Genomic DNA, 18,115 nt, shown 5'->3' with positions numbered 1-18,115 from the left:
TCAGCTTTGCGACTGGTTCTGGCCCTGCGATTGTTGCACGGTGACCGACACATTCAGGGTCTCACCGGCGGGGCCGATGCGCATACCCGATATCGGCGCGCAATCGCGGTAGCAGAGGCCCGATGCGATGCGCACATAGCGGTCGTCGGGGCAGATATTGTTGGCGGCGTCGAAGCCCACCCAGCCCAGCCCCTGAAGATGCACTTCGGCCCAGGCATGGGTGGCCGTCTGTTCCTCCACCTCTTCCATCATCAGATAACCGGAAACGTAACGGGCCGGCAGGCCCATCAGCCGGGCGGCGGAAATCAGGATATGGGCGTGGTCCTGGCAGACGCCCTTGCCCGCTTCCAGCGCCGTTTCCGCCGTGGTTTCGATATCGGTCGCGCCGGGCACATACTCCACCTTGCGGTGAATATTTTCCATGAGGTCGTGCAGGCGGGCCAGCTCGCTGTCGCCGGCGCTCACCTTCACCAGTTCGCGCACGAGCTTTCCCGGTTTGGTGCGCGGCGTCTCGCGCAGGAAAAGCCACAGCGGCGCATTGCCGATGTGGTAACCGAACACGCCGGCCTTGTCCTCGGTGTTCACGGTGCCGCTCGCCACCACCTTCACCCGCTGCTGCGGGCCTTCCGTTTCCACCAGCGCAACGCGGTTGCCGAAATGGTCGTCATAGGTCACTTCGACGGTGGCGCCATCGACCGAGACATCCCAGTTCTCCACCGTCTGGCCCGGGCCGGTCTGCGGCGTCAGGCGCAGCCGCTGCAACGCATAGGGCATCGGCTCGTCATAGACATATTCCGTCGTATGGGTGATTTTCAGACGCATAAGCTGTCCCCGTCCACGCGCTTATTGATAAAAGCGGTAGCCTTCCGTGATTTCCTGTCCCAATTGTCCGTTGCGGTTGACAAATCTCTCCAGAAATTCGTGCAAGCCTTCATCCATCACCCGGCTGATGGTGGTCGCGCGCAGGCTGTCGCGAATGCTCTCGGCCGTGTCGTGCGCCTTGTGCCTCTCGCTGTAATCCTCGGCGATGTAATTGAGGTTGCTGGCGATCTTTTCATAACAATAGGCCAGCGAGCGCGGCATGCGGCCATTGAGAATGAGAAAGTCGGCAATGTTGGAGGGCTTGTATTCCGCATCGTAGACCCAGCCATAGGAACGGTGGGCCGAGACCGACCGCAGGATGGATTCCCACTGCGCATTGTCGAGCGAGGAGCCGACATGCGCGACCGCCGGCAGCAGCACGTAATATTTCACGTCCAGAATGCGGGCGGTGTTATCGGCGCGCTCGATGAAAGTGCCGATGCGGGAGAAATTATAGAGATCGTTGCGCAGCATCGAACCGTGAAAGGCGCCGCGCACCAGACCGGCGCGATGTTTGATGACATCGATGGTCTGCGGCAGCTCGGCATGGTTGAGCTTGCGACCGAGAATGTTCTTCAGCTCGATCCAGAATTCGTTGGTGGCTTCCCATGTCTCGCGCGTCAGCGCCGTGCGCACCATGCGGGCATTGTTGCGGCCCGCCTCGATGCAGGACATGACGCTGGACGGGTTCGCCTTGTCCCGCAGGAGGTAATCGATGGCATTGGCCGCCGTTACCTTCTCGCGCGTTTCGAGAAAGGCTTCATGAACGCCCGCACTTTGCAACACGCCGTCCCAGTCCTCATCGCCGCTGCCGCTGCGCGTCAGTGAAACGCGCAGGCCCGCATCGATCAGCCGGGCGATGTTTTCAGCGCGCTCGATATACCGGAACATCCAGTAGAGCCCGTTTGCCGTTCTGCCCAGCATGCCTTAATCCTCCAGTACCCAGGTATCCTTGGTGCCGCCGCCCTGGCTGGAATTGACCACCAGCGAGCCCTGCTTGAGGGCAACGCGGGTCAGTCCGCCGGGAATGATCTTCACCTTGTCCGAGACGAGCACATAGGGACGCAGATCGACATGGCGCGGCGCAATGCCGTTCTTCACCATGATCGGCACGGTGGAAAGCGAAAGCGTCGGCTGCGCAATGTAGTTGGAGGGGCGGGCTTTCAGCTTGTCCGCAAACAGCGCCCGTTCCTTTTTCGTCGCCGTGGGGCCGACCAGCATGCCGTAACCGCCCGAACCGTGGACTTCCTTGACGACGAGGTCGGCGAGGTTGTCGAGCACGTATTTCAGGCTGTCCGGCTCCGAACAGCGCCAGGTCGGCACGTTTTCCAGAAGCGGCTTGCGGCCGGTATAGAACTCGACGATTTCGGGCATGTAGGAATAGATCGCCTTGTCGTCGGAAATGCCGGTGCCGGGGGCATTGGCGATGGTGATGTTGCCGGCGCGGTAGACATCCATGATGCCGGGCACGCCGAGCGCCGAATCCGGCCGGAAGGTTAGTGGATCGAGGAAGTCGTCATCGACGCGACGGTAAAGCACGTCGATGGCCTCATAACCGCGGGTGGTGCGCATTTTGACCTTGCCGTCCATGACGCGCAGGTCGGAGCCTTCCACAAGCTCCACGCCCATCATGTCGGCGAGGAAGGAATGTTCGTAATAGGCGGAATTGTAGATGCCGGGCGTCAGCACCGCGACGCGCGGCTTGCCGGAACAGCCGGGCGGTGCGAGCGAGGCGAGCGACTGGCGCAGCAGATAGGGGTAATCCTCCACCCGCCGCACCCGGTTCTCGTGGAAGAGTTCCGGGAACATCTGCATCATCGTCTCGCGGTTTTCCAGCATGTAGCTGACACCGGAGGGCGTGCGGGCATTGTCTTCCAGAACGTAGAACTGGTCTTCGCCGGTGCGGACGATATCCGTGCCGACAATATGGGTGTAGACGCCGCCGGGCGGGGTGAAGCCGATCATTTCCGGCAGGAAGGCTTCGTTTTTCTCGATGATTTCGCGGGGGATGCGGCCGGCGCGGATGATTTCCTGCTTATGGTAGATATCGTCGAGGAAAGCATTGAGGGCGAGGACGCGCTGTTCGATGCCCTGGGCCAGTTTGCGCCACTCCCGTCCGGAGATGATGCGCGGGATGATATCGAAGGGGATCAGTTTTTCTGAACTGTCGGCATGGCCGTAGACTGCGAAAGTAATACCGGTTTTTCGAAAGATGTTTTCCGCGTCTTTTGATTTCTGGATCAGGTGCGCCCTGTCCTGTCGGCTGTACCACTCGTTATAGTTTTCATATGGGCTTCGCGGCGTGTCGTCCGCATTTATCATTTCGTCAAATGCCAACTTCGATGTCCCCTTTTTTGCCATATGAATACAACGCCAAATGCAATGCAAGAACTATGCGGAGCTCCTTGCGAAGATTTTTCACCACTCTAGAGTTTTAAAAAAGAAGCGTTTTTTCGGTTTCAGCCTATAAATGCGGCATTGGCAAATTGGTTGCGCGGGGATGAGGCGCGTATTGGGGTGGCGGTGCTGTGTGCGCCGTGGGCGAATGCATAAATTTTAGTCGGTCGCTTTCGGTTGATGAATATCGGGCGTCGCATCAGAAAATCTGAAAGATGCGATCACGAAAACGCCTTTGACCTTTCGTCGGGATGCGGATACCGCCTTGCTGAATGCCCGGTTCGATCCTTCGCCGGTTTGCGTGAAGCCGCAGAAATATCAATTCGCCGCCTTTCCCGCACCGTGTCAGGTTACGGGCATCGTGCGGCACAGGGGATGTTCCCATGTCGCTCGACCGTCTGGCTCCGGCCATCTTCGTCTTTCTCTGGTCGACCGGCTGGGTCACCGCCAGATATGCGGTCTATTATACCGGACCGCTGACCTTTCTCTGTCTGCGCTATCTGCTGGCGGGCGCACTGCTGTGGGCGATCTGCCGCTTTTCCTCCATTCAGTGGCCTGAGCGGCGTGCCGATCTCTTCCGGGCGATCCTGTCCGGCGTTTTCCTGCACGGTCTTTATCTCGGCATGATCTGGTGGGCGATAGGGCAGGGCGTGCCGGCGGCGATCGGCGGCATCATCGCCGGTCTGCAGCCGCTGATGACGGCGGTGGCCGCCCGCTACATGATCGGCGAAAGGATCTCGCCCTTGCAGCGCGCCGGCCTGCTCATCGGCTTTGCCGGCATCGCCATTGCCGTGCTGCCGAAGGTCATGGCCACCGGTGCTGTCGGCCTGTCGGTGCCGCTTTATGCCGTGGCGGTGAATGTGCTGGGCATGACTTCGGTTACCTATGGCACGCTCTACCAGAAGAAATATGTCCATAGCGGAAACATCATGGCGGTGGCCACGCTGCAATATGTCGGTGCGCTGCTGGTCACCGTGCCCTTCGCGCTTCTGCTGGAGGATGGGCATGTGGACTGGAGCCTCGGCCTTGCCGCCACGCTCGCCTGGTCGGTGGGTGCGATCTCCATCGGCGCCGTGGCGTTGCTTCTTTATCTCATCCGGCGCGGGCAGGTCTCGCGGGCCGCCTCGCTGATCTATCTCGTGCCGCCGCTTGCGGCCGTGGAAGCAGCACTGCTTTTCGGCGAAACGCTGACACCTGCCATGATTGCCGGCACCGTTCTGGCGGTGACGGGGGTTTATCTCGCCAATCGCAGACCTGCCGCAGCGGTTGTCGCACGTTAGAGCGTTTTCGCTTTTCGTCGCGTAGCGAAAGCGCTCTAACTCCTTGTTTTGCCGCATTTCCGGACGGAAAACCGGGCTCCACTTTTCCTGGAAATGCTCTAATTACCACAACCTCATATTAGGGGTTTGTTAACCATAAAATTATACCTCTCGTTAATCCAAAGATTTGGCGGGGGTTACATGTCTATTTCACGTCGTGGTGTTCTGTTCGGATTGCCGCTGTTTCTGGCCGGCTGCGCGAATACCGGCATCGGCCAGCAGAGGCTGAATTATGCGGCAAAGCCGGAGGAGAAATTCCCGCTTCCCGCCATGCATCTCGACAAGGTCAAGCCGGAACTCCGCCGGCAGGAAGTTACCTACGATACCAGGCACCCGGCCGGAACGGTTGTGGTGGATACGCCGGCGCGGCGGCTTTATTACGTTATGGGCGATGGTCGCGCCATGCGTTACGGCGTCGGTGTCGGCCGGCAGGGTCTTGCGCTGAAGGGCGATGCCTATATCGGCCGCAAGGCGGAATGGCCGTCCTGGACGCCGACCGCGAACATGATGCGCCGCGATCCGCGCAATCTGAAATTCGCCGGCGGCATGGCGGGCGGCCCGAACAATCCGCTCGGCGCCCGCGCGCTCTATCTCTATCGCGGCGGCAACGACACCATGTTCCGTCTGCACGGCACCAACCAGCCGCAATCCATCGGCCACGCCATGTCGAGCGGCTGCATCCGCATGCTGAACCACGACATCATCGATCTTTACAGCCGCGTGCCGGTCGGTTCGAAGGTCGTCGTCTTGCAGGCGTGAGGAAGAGGCGGATTTTTCCGCCTTTGCCACGCCAGAAAATGCCTGTATCCTTGAGTTGATTTTTTCGGCAGACGGTCAATTTTATGCTTGAAAATCAACCATGTGTAGAATGCCTCCCTTTCTGTATTTAAGGGAGTTCTGCTATATCGGAAACGTGATTTCCGGTGTTCGAGACGTGTATCCATAAAGGGTTAAATGCACTGTATCGAGCGCGGCACCACTTCAACGGGGACACATGAACATGGCAACTTTCAACTCTCTCTCCCGCTATCGCCCGCAGGCACTCGGGGCGCTGCGCATCATGACGGCGCTGCTTTTCATGGCGCATGGAACGCAGAAGCTGTTCGGCTTTCCGGCATCGCAGATGGAAGGCTCGCTGCCGACCCTGATGCTTGTAGCCGCACTGCTGGAATTCGTCGGCGGCATTCTCGTGCTGATCGGCCTGTTCACACGACCCGTCGCCTTCATCCTGTCCGGCCAGATGGCGGTCGCCTATTTCATGGCGCATGCGCCGAGCAATTTCTTCCCGGCCCTGAACGGTGGCGACGCCGCCATCCTGTTCTGCTTCATCTTCCTCTATCTGTTCGTTGCCGGTCCGGGCGCCTTCTCGGTGGATGAGCGCCGGGCCTGATTGCCCGACCCGTCATCGATCTCTTTTGCCGAAGCTCCGCATGGTCACGCCGTGCGGAGCTTTTTTTAGAGAATGATTGAAACTTCGGCCGTGGCCGAAGCATAGATGCTTGTTTTCGGGTTAAGAACGGGTCATCCTGAACGTAGTTGGAAAATCGATCCGTGACCTCCCAGAACCCCATCGCCCGCGAATTGCTGTTTCTCGCCCTGCTGTCCACGCTGTGGGCCGCATCCTATACTTTCATCAAGATCGGGGTGGAGACGATACCGCCGATCACCTTCATCGCATCGAGAACGCTGATCGCCGGTCTGCTGCTCTTTGCGGTGATCCGGCTGCGCGGGCTGCGCCTGCCGACGGATTTGGCGACGTGGCGGCTGTTCTTCATTCAGGCCTGCATCAACAGCGTTCTGCCCTTCACGCTGATCGCCTGGGCGGAACAAAGCATCGATGCCGGTCTTGCCGTCATTCTCAATGCAACGACGCCGATCTTCACCTTTCTTCTCACCGCGCTTGTGATCCGGCACGAGCCGGTCAGCGGGCGCAAGCTGTTCGGCACCATTGCCGGCATGACGGGTGTGTGCCTCATTATCGGCGTCGAAGCGCTGAGCGGCGCGGGAGAGGCGATATGGAGCCAGCTCGCCGTGCTGACGGCGGCTTTTTCCTATGCCTGCGCGGCCATTTTCAGTAAAAATTTCAAAGGGCTCGATCCGATCATGCCGGCCGCCGGCTCGCTTATCTGCGGCGCTGTTTTCCTGTTGCCCGTGAGCCTTATCGTCGACCGGCCCTGGACGCTGTCGCCTTCGGCGGCGTCACTGACGGCGCTCCTGTGCCTCAGCGTCTTTTCGACCGCGCTCGCCTTCATGATCTATTTCAGGCTGATGCAGACGCTGGGCTCCGTCGGCACCACGTCGCAGGCCTATCTCAGGGTGCCGGTCGGCGTCGCCATCGGCATGGCGTTTCTGGGAGAAATGCCGACACCTGCAATGTGGGTGGGGCTCGTCTGCGTCATTGCCGGCGTGCTGGCCATGACCCTGCCGTCACGGCGTCGTGCGGTCGCACAGGGCGGGTGAGGGGAAAGCAAAGCCCCGCTGGCCGGCTGTGGCTGCGGGGCTTGATTATTGGCGAGTGCGTGCCGCTTGTTTCTTCTCCCCGCCGGGGAGAAGGTCGCGGCAGCGGGATGAGGGGGCAAGGGTGGTGAGATACGGCAACGTTGCCCCCTCATCCGACCCTTCGGGCCACCTTCTCCCCGGCGGGGAGAAGAAACGCCCGGCAATGCCGGGCGTCCTCAATCCACTCAGAGCAACTTAGCGGTTGCGGCCGCGATGGCCGTTGCCGGAAGCGCGCTTTTCCTGGCCGTTGCCGCCCGCAGGGGCGTGGCGGTTGGCGCCGCTGCCGCCGGGCTTGCGGGCCGGGCGACGGTGCTTGCGCGGGCCGGCCGGGCGGCCTGCGTCGCCTTCAGCCTGCTTGACGCGCTTGAAGTCGGAGGTGACTTCCAGATCGTTGTCCGCGTCGCGCGGAGCATGGTGGCGCGACGGGCGGGATTCGCCGTTGTGACGGCCGCCTTCGCGGGGACCACGCTGATGGCCGCCATTGTTGTTGCGGCCGCCGCGGTTGTTGTTGGGGCGCGTCGGGCTGGCAAGACCAGCCGGGCGTTCGCCGGAGGCGACCGGAATATCGATCTTCATCAGCTTTTCGATGTCGTGCAGCAGGCGGGTTTCGTCCGGGGCGCAAAACGCAATGGCGATGCCGTCGCGACCGGCGCGGGCGGTACGGCCGATGCGGTGAACATAGGCGTCGGGCACTTCCGGCAGATCATAGTTGAAGACGTGGGTGACGGCCGGAATGTCGATGCCGCGGGCAGCGACGTCGGTTGCCACCAGCACCTTGATCTCGCCGTCCTTGAAGCCCTTGAGAGCGCGCTCGCGCTGGCCCTGGCTCTTGTTGCCGTGGATGGAGGCGACCTTGAAGCCGATATGTTCGAGATGCTTGTAAAGCTTCTCGGCGCCGTGCTTGGTGCGCAGGAACACGATGGCGCGGCCATCCGGGTTTTCGTTGAGCGACTTCTTCAGAAGCTCGGTCTTGTCGTTCTTGCCGGCGACGAAGTGAACATATTGTTCCACCTTGTCGGCTGCCTTGCCGGGCGGGGTCACTTCCACCTTGAGCGGATCGGTCAGGTAGCTGTGGGCGAGATCGGCGATCGCCTTCGGCATGGTGGCCGAGAAGAGCAGCGTCTGGCGCTTGGCCGGCACCATCTTCGAAATCTTGCGCAGATCGTGGATGAAGCCGAGATCGAGCATCTGGTCCGCTTCATCGAGCACCAGATAGGTGACCTTGGAGAGCGAGATGGCGTTGCGGGCGATGAGGTCCAGCAGGCGGCCGGGGGTCGCCACGAGAATGTCCGTGCCCTTTTCGAGCTGGAGCTGCTGCTTGTTGATCGATGCGCCGCCAACCACCTGGTTGATGCGCAGCGGCGTCTTCTTCACGAAGGAGCGCAGGTTTTCACCGATCTGGTTCACCAGCTCGCGGGTGGGGGCGAGGATGAGGGTGCGGCAGGTGCGGTTTGCCGGGCGGTCCGCCTGCTTCATCAGCATTTCGATGATGGGCAGGCCGAAAGCGGCGGTCTTGCCGGTGCCGGTCTGTGCGAGGCCGATCAGGTCACGGCCTTCGAGCAGCAGCGGAATGGCCTTTGCCTGAATGGGAGTAGGGGTCGTATAGCCAAGCTGGGTAACGCTGGCCACGATCTTTTCGGAGAGGCCGAGTTCGCTAAAACTGGTCAATATAATGCCTTTCGGGGCGCCAAAAACCAATCGTCCGGAACAGGGCTGCTGTCCGGCGGTTTCGGCGTCAAGAACCCCGCGTGAATTGGGAACTTGTGGGTTGGAATAACTTTCTGCGCATCAGTGCGGCACATGCCGTCTTCTGTATTCTCTGCGCTTTTCCTTCATGCGGGCCAGATTCCTTTTTAAGGACGTCTTTCCGGTCATACGCTGCAGCTCACGCGGCTGCCGAAGGTGAAAGCTTGAGGGCCATGTGGGCGTTTTGTGCGTCAAAGTCAAGCGATAGTTTTGTAACGCCGCCGCCGGAGGGTGCATGGCAGCCATGCGCACCGGTAGCCGGCGATTGCCGGGACGGCGTGGGTGCCAGCGAAGAATTATGGTTAAAAAAGGGTAACGGCACGCTCGGATACATAGCAAAGATCGATTTTCTCACATAACGTTTTTTGCGACGGCGTCCGGAAATATTTGATTCGACAGGAATGGACTGCAAGGTGTGGAGTATCGATTGACCGAAGGCTGCGGGTTGCTGGAAAAGGCTTGCAGGGCCGTGGCCGCCCTGGACCTGCCCGCGTGCATCAAGGACAGCGAACTTCGCTATATCGCGGTCAATTCCGCCTATGCCCGGATCATGGGGCGTCCGTCCGGGGCATTCAAAGGACACACCAGCCTTTCCCTTTCCGCCGATATTCGCGATGCCGAGCGTGAGGACAGGGAGCGCCGTTCGCTGGTCTTCGCCACGGATGAGATGATTGCCTGCCATGGTGGGGGCGCGTCCGGGCCATACACGCTTCGCTGCGAACGTTTCACCGGTGACGACGGCAATCTGTTCCTGTTCGAAGCGTTCGAGGACATGCCGTCCGCCACCGTGGAGGTTTTTCCGCAAGCCGACAGCGCTTCGGACCTGCTGTTCGGCAGCGGCGTGATCGATCTCGTCGATGCGGGTATCGTGATCTATGACCGCGAAAACCGGCTGGTCTACTGTAATACTCGCTTCAGGGAATTCTACAGCGCGCTCGGTGTCGACCTGAAGGCCGGCGTTCCGCTCGAGACGCTGATGAGGGCGATTTATTTTTCGAGCGGTTACCACGATGCGAAGGACGGCGATCCGGCGTTCGAAGGGTGGATGCAGGAGCAGCTACGGGATTTTTCACTGCCCTATCTCGAAAGGGTGGAGCAGTTTGCCGATGGCCGCTGGGTGCGCATGGTCAACAAGCGGCTGGAAAACGGCATGCTGGTGGGGCTGCGGGTGGATGTCACCGAGTTCAAGGCGCATGAGACGCTTCTGAGCACGCAGATCCGCGAGACCTGGCTTCTGCGCGCCGCGCTTGAGCAATTGCCGGTCGGCGTGTTCCTGAGAGATCAGGACAGGCGGCTGACCTTTGCCAATGCGGCCTATGAGAAATTTCTGGGCGGCAGCCTCGCCGACCATATCGGCAAGACCGAATGCGAGATGTTTCCGGAGGAAGGCCCGCAGTTCCAGCGGGAAAACGAGCATATTCTGCAAACCGGTGAAGCCATTGAAAAGACCGGAAGCGTTCCGCTTTCGGATGGCGGCGCCATTCCCGTCATCACAAGGCTCGGCCGGGTCGCGACGCCGGATGACGACTATTATCTGGTGGGCTCGGTCACCGATGCCAGCCTGCTGCAGGACCGGGAAAAGGCGCTGATCGCCGCGCAGGCCGAGGCTGAGGCGCTGCACCGCCAGCTCGAAGCGGTTCTCCATGCCCTGCCGGTGGGCGTGCTGCTGCTCAGCGCCGATCTCGTCATCGAATATGTCAATCCGTTCTTCTATGAGGTCTGGGGCGAGATCGGCGGCGAGAAGTCGCTTGTCGGCAAAAGTTATCGCGAATTCATGGAGATGAATTTCGACAGCGGCCTTTATGACTATGGCGACAGGCCTTTCGATGAGGTCTATGGCGAGCGGGTGCAGCGGCTTCTGAAGGAGGAGGTCTTTGCGCCCCGCGAGGTGCGCAGCAAAAGCGGCAAGGTCACGGTCATTTCGAAAACCCGGCTCGAAGGCGGGAAAATCCTCAGCACCTATGCCGATGTCACCGATGTGCGCATGCGCGATGTTGAGATCAGCAAGGCGAAGGCCGAACTGGAGCGGGTCGGCGAATATATGCAGGGCGCCACGCGCGCCATGGCGCAGGGGCTGGTGCTGGTCGAGCAGGGCACCATCATCATGTCCAACGAGGCGATGGCGCGCATGTTCGACGTGCCGCCGCATCTTCTGGAAAAGGGCTGCAACTGGTCGGGGTTCTTCGCCCATTGCGCCGGGCGCGGCGATTTCGGCACGGCGGGGGAGGCTGCGGAGACGCTGCGCGCATGGAGGGAGAATATCGCCGCCAACCGACCGTTTTCCTGGCTCATCCATGTCGCCGGCAAAAGCTGGCTCAATCTGGAGGCCACCAACAGTTCCGGCAATTACTGGCTCATCATAGTCACCGATGTGACCGAGATGAAGCTGCGTGAAGAGGAATTGCAGCGGCTGCTATCGCGTGCGGAAGCGGCGGATCGGGCCAAATCGGAATTCCTCGCCAATATGAGCCATGAAATCCGCACGCCGATGAACGGCGTTCTCGGCATGGCGGAGCTTCTGGCCAAGTCCAATCTCGATACGCGCCAGAAGACCTTCACCGATATCATCGTCAAATCCGGCAATGCGCTTCTGACGATCATCAACGACATTCTCGATTTCTCGAAGATCGAGGCCGGGCAGATGAGGCTGCGCAGCGTGCCCTTCGATCCGGCGGAGGCGGTCGAGGATGTGGTGTCTCTGCTGTCTTCGGCGGCGCTTGAAAAGGACATAGAGCTGATCGTCCGGATCGATGCTTCCGTCTTCGGCAAGGTCATCGGCGATGCTGGTCGCTTTCGCCAGATCGTTACCAATATCGTTGGAAACGCCGTCAAGTTCACCGAAATGGGGCATGTGCTGGTCGAGCTTTCGGCGCGTTCGGCGGAAGCTTCCGAGGCTATCCTGTCGCTGCGCGTCGAAGACAGCGGCATCGGCATTCCGGCCGACAAGCTCGAAACCATCTTCGACAAGTTCAGCCAGGTCGACGGTTCTGCCACGCGCCGGCACGAGGGAACGGGGCTGGGGCTGGCGATCACGGTCGGTCTCGTCGGCCTGTTCGACGGCGCGATCAAGGTCGTCAGCGATGTCGGCAGGGGATCGACCTTCGAGGTCAATATTCCGTTTCAGGTGACCGAGAGACAGCGCGACCTCCCGCTTCTTTCCGTGGCGATCGACGATATCCGCGTGCTCGTCATCGACGATAACGACGTCAATCGCCGCATCCTGACGGAGCAGTTGCGCAGTTGGGGCATAGACGGCCACGCGGTGGAGGATGGGCCTTCCGGCATCGCCGTGCTTGAGGAGGCGGCGTCGCTCGGTTTTTCCATCGACGCCATCGTTCTCGATTATCATATGCCTGTGATGAACGGGCTGGATGTGGTGGAGCGGATCCGGGCGGATGCGCGCTTTGACGACATCGCCATTGTTTTCCTGACCTCCATGGATGTCGTCGGCGACGAGACGCTGTTCACCGATCTCAATGTGCAGGCGCATCTGATGAAGCCGGCGCGGGCGCGGCTCCTGCGCTCCACCCTGTTCGACGTGGTGCGGGATGTACGGTTGAAACGTGCCCGGCAAGCGCCGGTCCCGCGTGAAACAGGTCGCGGTGATGGCGCCGTCCGGCCGGAAAAAGGCTCCGCCGAAAGAAAGCAGCGCGATGCCGCATCGACGCCGGTGCCGGCGCGGCACCGGCCGAGCCTTGTCGATGTGCTGGTGGCCGAGGACAATGACGTCAATCAGATTGTCTTCACCCAGATATTGCAGCAGGCGGGTCTGCGCTTTTTGATCGTCGGCAATGGCAAGAAAGCCGTGCAGGCATGGCAGGAGAACAATCCCGCCATCATCCTGATGGATGTCTCGATGCCGGTCATGAACGGACATCAGGCGACGCAGGCCATCCGCGCCGCGGAACAGACCGCCGCCGACGGCCGGCATGTGCCGATCATCGGCGTTACCGCCCATACGCAGGAGGCGGATCGGGAACTATGCCTGGAGGCGGGCATGGATGATTATCTGTCGAAGCCCATCAGCCCGGAAACGCTCGAAGACAAGATCGCGCAATGGCTGGGCGAAAACATGCCGCGCCGCGACGTGCCGGGCGTGTGACTATCCGCCGCGACTGCGGGTCTCCGAATTGCTTCAGCCGGAGCGCTATCTTCCATGACGCTTTTTCAGACGCAAAACCGCTTCACAGTTTTGCTGAAAATGCTTTGGTCCCGCAGAGCATTTCCCGCTTTCCGGCAAAACCTTTCCGGCGCTCCAGCTCAAAACCGGCGGCGATGAGGTTGCGGCGAACGAAGCCGGCGGCGGCATAGGTGGCGAATGTGCCGCCCGGCGCCGTCTTTGCGAAAAGCGCCTGCATGATTTCCAGCGACCACATGTCCGGATTGCGCGCGGGTGCGAAGCCATCGAGAAACCAGGCGTCGAAACTTTCCTCGCTTGCGGAAATGCCGGCGAGCGCTTCGCCGCAAACCACTGTCAGCTGCGTTTCGTCATCGAGCTGGATTTCGACCCGTCCTTTCGGCTCGGCAGGCCAGAGGGCGGCGAGCGCCTTGCGTTCGGCATCCACTTCCGGCCAGCGGGAAAGCGCCCGGTCGATTTCCTCCGCCTTCATTGGATAGAGTTCGAAGGAGATGAAATGCAGCCTGGAGCGGCCGTTGCGCATTTCTTTCCACTGGCGCCATGTTTCGCAGAGGTTAAGCCCGGTGCCGAAGCCCAGTTCGCCGATGCGAAAGGCGCTCTCCCGTTCGAGCCAACGCTCTGGCAGGCCGTTTCCGGAGAGGAAGACATGGCCGCATTCCAGCCGGCCATCCGTCTGGCAATAAAAATGGTCGTCAAAGGCCAGTGAATAGGGCATATCCCCGTCACGCCAGTCGAGCGCGGTGGGGGCTTGCCCGGCCGGTGAACCGGCCGCTGCGCCGGTCTCTGTGATATTTTCGTTGGAATGTTTCATGGCTAAAGCCGATAATCCCGCTTTCGAACAGGGTCAATCTCCAAGATTGCCGGCCTCCGTGCCGCTTCTCGTCGTCGGCGGCGGCATCATGGGGCTGTGGGCCGCCGTCAAGGCGGAACGGCTCGGCATCGATACGTTGCTGGTGGAGGCGGATCGCCCCGGTGGCGGCGCCAGCGGCGGGCTGCTGGGCGCATTGATGCCGCATATGCCGGACCGCTGGTCGGACAAGAAGCAGTTCCAGTTCGATGCCCTCGTTGCGCTGGAAAAAGAGATTGCCGGGCTGGAGGCGGAAACCGGGCTTTCCGCCGGCTATCGCCGTTCCGGCCGTATCATTCCGCTGCCGAAGCCGCATCTGCGCACCATTGCCGAACGGCACGAACGGGATGCGCTGGAGAACTGGGTGTCGGGCGAGCGCCGGTTCCATTGGCATGTCGGCGAAAGCCCTTCGGTCGCGGGCTGGGTGGATGATGCGGCGGGTGAGGCGGGTTTCGTGTTCGATACGCTGGCGGCGCGGGTCTCGCCACGTGCGATGATCGCCCTTCTTTCGGCTTTTCTCGGCAAGGCGCGGCATGTGCGGCTGGCGGAAGGTTGCCGCGTCATTTCGCTCGACGCGGACGCCGGGCGGGCGGTGCTGTCGTCGGGCGACGAGGTTTCTTTCGGCCATGTCATCGTCGCCAACGGCCATGGTTCCTTCCCCCTGATCCGCGACGCCCTCGGCCTGGAGGCCGGCCTGACGCTGGGGCAGGCGGTGAAGGGGCAGGCGGCACTTCTTGACGCGGCGGCTGACCCGGCGATGCCGGTCGTGTTCCTGAACGGTCTTTATATCGTGCCGCATGAGGATGGCACGGTCGCGATCGGCAGTACCAGCGAAGATTGTTTTTCCGATCCCTTCAGTACCGATGAAAAGCTCGAAAAACTGCTGGCGGACGCGTCTGCCGTTGTTCCCTCGCTTGCCGGCGCGCCGGTGCTGGAACGCTGGGCGGGGCTGCGCCCGAAGGCGGTGGGGAGGGACCCGATGGTGGGCACGATCCCCGGCCATCCGAGGCTCGTTGCGCTGACCGGCGGCTTCAAGGTCAGCTTCGGGCTTGCGCATTTTCTTGCCGATGCGGCGTTGCAAACTGTGTGCGGTCACACGCCTGTCATCCCCTCGGGCTTTCACCTTCAACAACACGTGAGTATTGCCGTCGCGGACTTTAGAAAGTTCTGATCAGGCCGCCCACGTCGTTAATCTGTCACGCAAATCACTTATCTGCTGGCCTGCAACGAGGCCGGTTTGTCCGCTTTTGCGGCGAGGTGACAGCGCATGCGATACGCCATTCATTTCACGCCTTCCCCCAATGACCCCCTGACGCAGGCGGCCGCCGCGTGGTTGGGGCGCGATGCCTATTCCGGTCAGGCGGTGGAGCCGCCGGGCATGATCGATCTCGGCATGCAGGAGATTTCCTACCATACGGCGCTGCCGCGCCGTTACGGTTTCCACGGCACGATCAAGGCTCCCTTCCGTCTTGCGGAGGGCCATTCCGAGGCCGCGCTTCTGCGCGACCTGATGTATTTTTCCGGCAGGCAGGAGCCCTTCACACTGCCGCAACTGGTGGTGGCAAGGCAGGAGAATGTCTTCAGCCTCGTTCCCGAGCGCCCCTGCGAAGTGCTGCATTTCTTTGCCGCCCGCGTGGTGCAGGAATTCGACCGTTACCGGGCGCCGCTCTCCGACGCGGAAATCGAGCGCGCGGATCCGGACCGGCTTTCGGCCTCGCAGCTCACCAATCTGCATCGCTGGGGCAGCCCGCATGTGATGGACGAGTTCCGGTTCCAGATGTCGCTGACCGGCGGTGTGGAAGCTTCCAGCAGCCAGAGGATAGAGCGGGCCGTGCGCAAGGTTTTCGAGCCGCTGCTCACCCGATCCCTGCAATTTTCCAGCCTTGCGCTTTTCATCGAGGATGAGCCGGGCGCGCCTTTCCGGGTACACTCGCTTCACCCCATGGGTCGCGTTTCCGCCCGAAAGATCGCCTGAAGGGCACGTCGGCGCAATCGTATACAAAAAAGCATCGGAATGTCGGCAAGATTGATCTCGACATTCCGGATGCGGATGCTACCGTTCGGATATCGCATATCTGAAGCGTGTGTTGCGCCCCTTCCGGGTCATCGCGCTTCGGAGGTCTGTTTTATGTCTCCCGAAATCGGTTTCCGCCTTGGGAGAGATGTTCTGGGTGGCTGCATGATTTCCGAAAATTACTCCCGCAATCTGGTGGGCTATGGCCGCAATGTTCCCGATCCGAAATGGCCGGGCGGCGCGCGCATCGCCGTGCAATTCGTCATCAATTACGAGGAGGGCGGCGAGAGCTGCATTCTCGACAATGACAAGGCGTCGGAATCGCTGCTGTCGGAAATCGTCGGCGCCCAGCCCTGGCCCGGCCAGCGCAACCTGAACATGGAATCGATCTATGAATATGGCTCGCGCGCCGGTTTCTGGCGGCTGTGGCGCATGTTCACCGGCCTTGGCGTTACCACCACCGTTTATGGCGTGACCGCCGCCATGGCCCGTAACCCGGAAGCCGTTGCGGCGATGAAGGAAGCGGGCTGGGAAATCGCCAGCCACGGTTATCGCTGGCTGGAATATAAGGATTTTTCCGAAGAGGAAGAGCGCAAGCACATAGTCGAAGCCGTGCGTCTGCACACGGAGGTTACCGGCGAGCGTCCTTACGGCATGTATCAGGGCAAGCCTTCGGATAATACGCTGCGCCTCGTCATGGAAGAGGGCGGTTTCCTCTATTCGTCGGATTCCTATGCCGACGATCTGCCCTATTGGGTGAAGGGTGCGAAGGACGAGCCTTTCCTGATCATTCCCTATACGCTCGAAACCAACGATATGCGTTTCGCCACGCCGCAGGGCTTCAATTCCGGCGACCAGTTCTTCACCTATCTGAAGGACGCTTTCGACGTGCTTTATCAGGAAGGTGTCGAGGGCGCGCCGAAGATGATGAGCGTCGGCCTGCATTGCCGTCTTGTCGGCCGTCCCGGCCGCGCCGCAGCCCTTCGCCGTTTCATCGAATATGTGCTCGGCCACGAGAAAGTGTGGATTCCGCAGCGCATCGAGATCGCCCGTCACTGGCATGAACATCATAAGCCGGAGGTGCTTTGATGGTGACGCGTGAGGACTTTGTCAGCCGTTTCGGCGGCGTGTTCGAACATTCGCCCTTCATCGCCGAGCGAGCCTATGACGCCGGCGGAGCCGGCCTGGAACTGACGGCGAAGGCGGTTCACGCCGCGCTTAGCGCGCAGTTTCGCGCCGCTTCCGAGGCGGAAAGGCTCGGCGTATTGCGGGCGCATCCCGATCTTGCCGGCAAGCTGGCGATTGCGGGCGAGTTGACGGCTGACAGCCGTAACGAACAGGCCGGTGCGGGGCTGGACCGTCTTACCCCGGGAGAGCACGCCCGTTTTACCGAATTGAACGGCGCCTATACCGAAAAATTCGGCTTTCCCTTCATCATCGCGGTCAAGGGGCTGAACAGGCACGATATTCTAGCTGCCTTCGAGACGCGCATCGGCAACGGTGCAGCCGAAGAATTTGAGACGGCGACGGCGCAGGTGGAAAAGATCGCCTGGCTTCGCCTTTGCTCGATGCTGCCGGAAGGCTGAATTGGCGAGTGGTGGCCGTTCTGCTAGAATCGCGCCGTCTGGAGATTGATACCATGAGACCTTCCGAGGTGCTGGAAAAGAACAGGGAAGCGATCCGCGAAGCGACGAAACGCTTCAACGCGGCAAACCCGCGCGTGTTCGGTTCCGTCGCCCGCGGCGAGGACCGGCCGGACAGCGATCTCGACATTCTGGTGGATGCGCTGCCGGGGGCAACCTTGTTCGATCTGGGCGGCCTGTTGGAAGAGCTATCGGCCATCATGCGCGGCACAGAAATTCATCTGCTGACGCCGGGGGACTTTCCCGAGCGCGTCCGTGTGAAGGTTTTGCAGGAAGCGAAGCCTGTATGAGCGTCGAGCGGCTGCACGTTTATCTTCAAGATATCAGGCAAGTTGCTTCGGAAACCATCGACTTCGTTCGACTGAAAACGAAGGATGAATTTTTGGCTGATCTCGTCCGCCAACGGGCGGTCGCGATGAACCTTCTGATTATCGGCGAAACGACCGCGCGGATAATGGAAGAGTTCCCCGCTTTCGTGGCGGATTTTCCCGATATTCCGTGGGTCAAGATGCGCGGCATGCGGAACAGGATCGCGCATGGTTATATGAGCATCAATCTTGAAACGGTCTGGGATACGACACAGACGGCTATACCGGACCTTCTGGACAAACTCTCTCTTCTGCGAAACTGGCATGCCCAAGGTGAATGACA

The 18,115-nt window shown here is 60.8% G+C and carries 16 protein-coding genes; 11 read left to right on the top strand and 5 right to left on the bottom strand.

Going from position 1 to position 18,115, the window contains the following annotated elements:
* Genes L901_RS05690 through L901_RS05680 form a run of 3 tightly spaced genes read right to left on the bottom strand, consistent with a single transcriptional unit; the run spans window position 1 to window position 3,198 of the window.
* Window positions 1–822 carry a transglutaminase family protein gene (locus L901_RS05690; RefSeq protein ID WP_059754305.1) on the bottom strand — a complete coding sequence of 274 codons (822 nt, stop codon included), beginning with the start codon at window positions 820–822 and terminating at the stop codon, window positions 1–3.
* A 21-nt stretch (window positions 823–843) separates the two neighbouring features.
* The gene (locus L901_RS05685; RefSeq protein WP_059754302.1) at window positions 844–1,785 is read right to left on the bottom strand and encodes an alpha-E domain-containing protein; all 942 of its coding nucleotides are present in this window, start codon (window positions 1,783–1,785) and stop codon (window positions 844–846) included.
* 3 nt (window positions 1,786–1,788) lie between these two features.
* On the bottom strand, window positions 1,789–3,198 hold the full coding sequence (locus tag L901_RS05680; protein WP_003520532.1) for a circularly permuted type 2 ATP-grasp protein: 1,410 nt from the start codon (window positions 3,196–3,198) through the stop codon (window positions 1,789–1,791).
* 443 nt (window positions 3,199–3,641) lie between these two features.
* On the opposite strand from L901_RS05680, the gene L901_RS05675 reads away from it, so the two are divergent.
* The 4 genes from L901_RS05675 to L901_RS05660 all read left to right on the top strand — a co-directional run bounded on the left by L901_RS05675 (window position 3,642) and on the right by L901_RS05660 (window position 7,037).
* Window positions 3,642–4,538 carry a DMT family transporter gene (locus L901_RS05675; RefSeq protein WP_059754299.1) on the top strand — a complete coding sequence of 299 codons (897 nt, stop codon included), beginning with the start codon at window positions 3,642–3,644 and terminating at the stop codon, window positions 4,536–4,538.
* A gap of 180 nt (window positions 4,539–4,718) precedes the next feature.
* Window positions 4,719–5,336: a L,D-transpeptidase gene (locus L901_RS05670; protein WP_003520529.1), complete on the top strand. Its 618-nt coding sequence runs from the start codon at window positions 4,719–4,721 to the stop codon at window positions 5,334–5,336.
* Window positions 5,337–5,577: 241 nt separating this feature from the next.
* Window positions 5,578–5,967 (top strand): DoxX family protein, encoded by a 390-nt coding sequence (locus L901_RS05665; RefSeq protein WP_059754608.1) that lies wholly within the window; start codon window positions 5,578–5,580, stop codon window positions 5,965–5,967.
* A 161-nt stretch (window positions 5,968–6,128) separates the two neighbouring features.
* Entirely contained in the window at window positions 6,129–7,037 is a 909-nt protein-coding gene (locus L901_RS05660; protein ID WP_059754296.1) for a DMT family transporter, read from the top strand.
* A gap of 234 nt (window positions 7,038–7,271) precedes the next feature.
* On the opposite strand, the gene L901_RS05655 is transcribed toward L901_RS05660, so the two are convergent.
* Complete coding sequence (locus L901_RS05655; protein ID WP_035261393.1) at window positions 7,272–8,744, bottom strand: DEAD/DEAH box helicase; 1,473 nt, start codon at window positions 8,742–8,744, stop codon at window positions 7,272–7,274.
* 505 nt (window positions 8,745–9,249) lie between these two features.
* Between L901_RS05655 and L901_RS05650 the strand changes: the two genes are divergently transcribed.
* A complete protein-coding gene (locus L901_RS05650; RefSeq protein WP_059754293.1) occupies window positions 9,250–12,924 on the top strand; it encodes a response regulator in 3,675 nt (1,224 codons plus the stop codon).
* 82 nt (window positions 12,925–13,006) lie between these two features.
* On the opposite strand, the gene mnmD is transcribed toward L901_RS05650, so the two are convergent.
* Window positions 13,007–13,771 (bottom strand): tRNA (5-methylaminomethyl-2-thiouridine)(34)-methyltransferase MnmD, encoded by a 765-nt coding sequence (gene mnmD / locus L901_RS05645; protein WP_059754290.1) that lies wholly within the window; start codon window positions 13,769–13,771, stop codon window positions 13,007–13,009.
* On the opposite strand from mnmD, the gene L901_RS05640 reads away from it, so the two are divergent.
* From L901_RS05640 to L901_RS05615, 6 genes are all read left to right on the top strand, one after another.
* Window positions 13,770–14,978, top strand: coding sequence for an FAD-binding oxidoreductase (locus tag L901_RS05640; protein ID WP_059754288.1), 1,209 nt, complete (start codon window positions 13,770–13,772; stop codon window positions 14,976–14,978). The genes mnmD and L901_RS05640 overlap by 2 nt on opposite strands.
* Window positions 14,979–15,074: 96 nt before the next feature.
* Window positions 15,075–15,782, top strand: a complete 708-nt coding sequence (locus tag L901_RS05635; RefSeq protein WP_003524263.1) for a DUF1045 domain-containing protein — start codon at window positions 15,075–15,077, stop codon at window positions 15,780–15,782.
* Window positions 15,783–15,986: 204 nt separating this feature from the next.
* Complete coding sequence (gene puuE / locus L901_RS05630) at window positions 15,987–16,910, top strand: allantoinase PuuE (RefSeq protein ID WP_003524262.1); 924 nt, start codon at window positions 15,987–15,989, stop codon at window positions 16,908–16,910.
* A complete protein-coding gene (uraD, locus tag L901_RS05625) occupies window positions 16,910–17,407 on the top strand; it encodes a 2-oxo-4-hydroxy-4-carboxy-5-ureidoimidazoline decarboxylase (protein WP_059754285.1) in 498 nt (165 codons plus the stop codon). The genes puuE and uraD overlap by 1 nt, the downstream gene beginning before the upstream one ends.
* Before the next feature lie 53 nt (window positions 17,408–17,460).
* On the top strand, window positions 17,461–17,754 hold the full coding sequence (locus tag L901_RS05620) for a nucleotidyltransferase family protein (RefSeq protein WP_003509513.1): 294 nt from the start codon (window positions 17,461–17,463) through the stop codon (window positions 17,752–17,754).
* Window positions 17,751–18,113, top strand: a complete 363-nt coding sequence (locus L901_RS05615; RefSeq protein WP_059754283.1) for a DUF86 domain-containing protein — start codon at window positions 17,751–17,753, stop codon at window positions 18,111–18,113. Before L901_RS05620 ends, L901_RS05615 begins: the two co-directional genes overlap by 4 nt.
* The last annotated feature ends 2 nt before the right edge of the window (window positions 18,114–18,115 follow it).

This window comes from Agrobacterium sp. D14, from assembly GCF_001526505.1.
Classification (GTDB): Bacteria; Pseudomonadota; Alphaproteobacteria; order Rhizobiales; family Rhizobiaceae; genus Agrobacterium; species Agrobacterium leguminum.
Note: the sequence above shows the minus strand (reverse complement) of the source record. Positions and strands in the feature narration are given on the sequence as shown.

Bases quoted from the DNA above. Each gene is read 5' to 3' on its own strand.
- L901_RS05690 (WP_059754305.1), bottom strand. From the start codon at position 822: ATGCGTCTGAAAATCACCCATACGACGGAATATGTCTATGACGAGCCG.
- L901_RS05685 (WP_059754302.1), bottom strand. From the start codon at position 1,785: ATGCTGGGCAGAACGGCAAACGGGCTCTACTGGATGTTCCGGTATATC.
- L901_RS05675 (WP_059754299.1), top strand. From the start codon at position 3,642: ATGTCGCTCGACCGTCTGGCTCCGGCCATCTTCGTCTTTCTCTGGTCG.
- L901_RS05670 (WP_003520529.1), top strand. From the start codon at position 4,719: ATGTCTATTTCACGTCGTGGTGTTCTGTTCGGATTGCCGCTGTTTCTG.
- L901_RS05665 (WP_059754608.1), top strand. From the start codon at position 5,578: ATGGCAACTTTCAACTCTCTCTCCCGCTATCGCCCGCAGGCACTCGGG.
- L901_RS05640 (WP_059754288.1), top strand. From the start codon at position 13,770: ATGGCTAAAGCCGATAATCCCGCTTTCGAACAGGGTCAATCTCCAAGA.
- mnmD (WP_059754290.1), bottom strand. From the start codon at position 13,771: ATGAAACATTCCAACGAAAATATCACAGAGACCGGCGCAGCGGCCGGT.
- L901_RS05635 (WP_003524263.1), top strand. From the start codon at position 15,075: ATGCGATACGCCATTCATTTCACGCCTTCCCCCAATGACCCCCTGACG.
- puuE (WP_003524262.1), top strand. From the start codon at position 15,987: ATGATTTCCGAAAATTACTCCCGCAATCTGGTGGGCTATGGCCGCAAT.
- uraD (WP_059754285.1), top strand. From the start codon at position 16,910: ATGGTGACGCGTGAGGACTTTGTCAGCCGTTTCGGCGGCGTGTTCGAA.
- L901_RS05620 (WP_003509513.1), top strand. From the start codon at position 17,461: ATGAGACCTTCCGAGGTGCTGGAAAAGAACAGGGAAGCGATCCGCGAA.
- L901_RS05615 (WP_059754283.1), top strand. From the start codon at position 17,751: ATGAGCGTCGAGCGGCTGCACGTTTATCTTCAAGATATCAGGCAAGTT.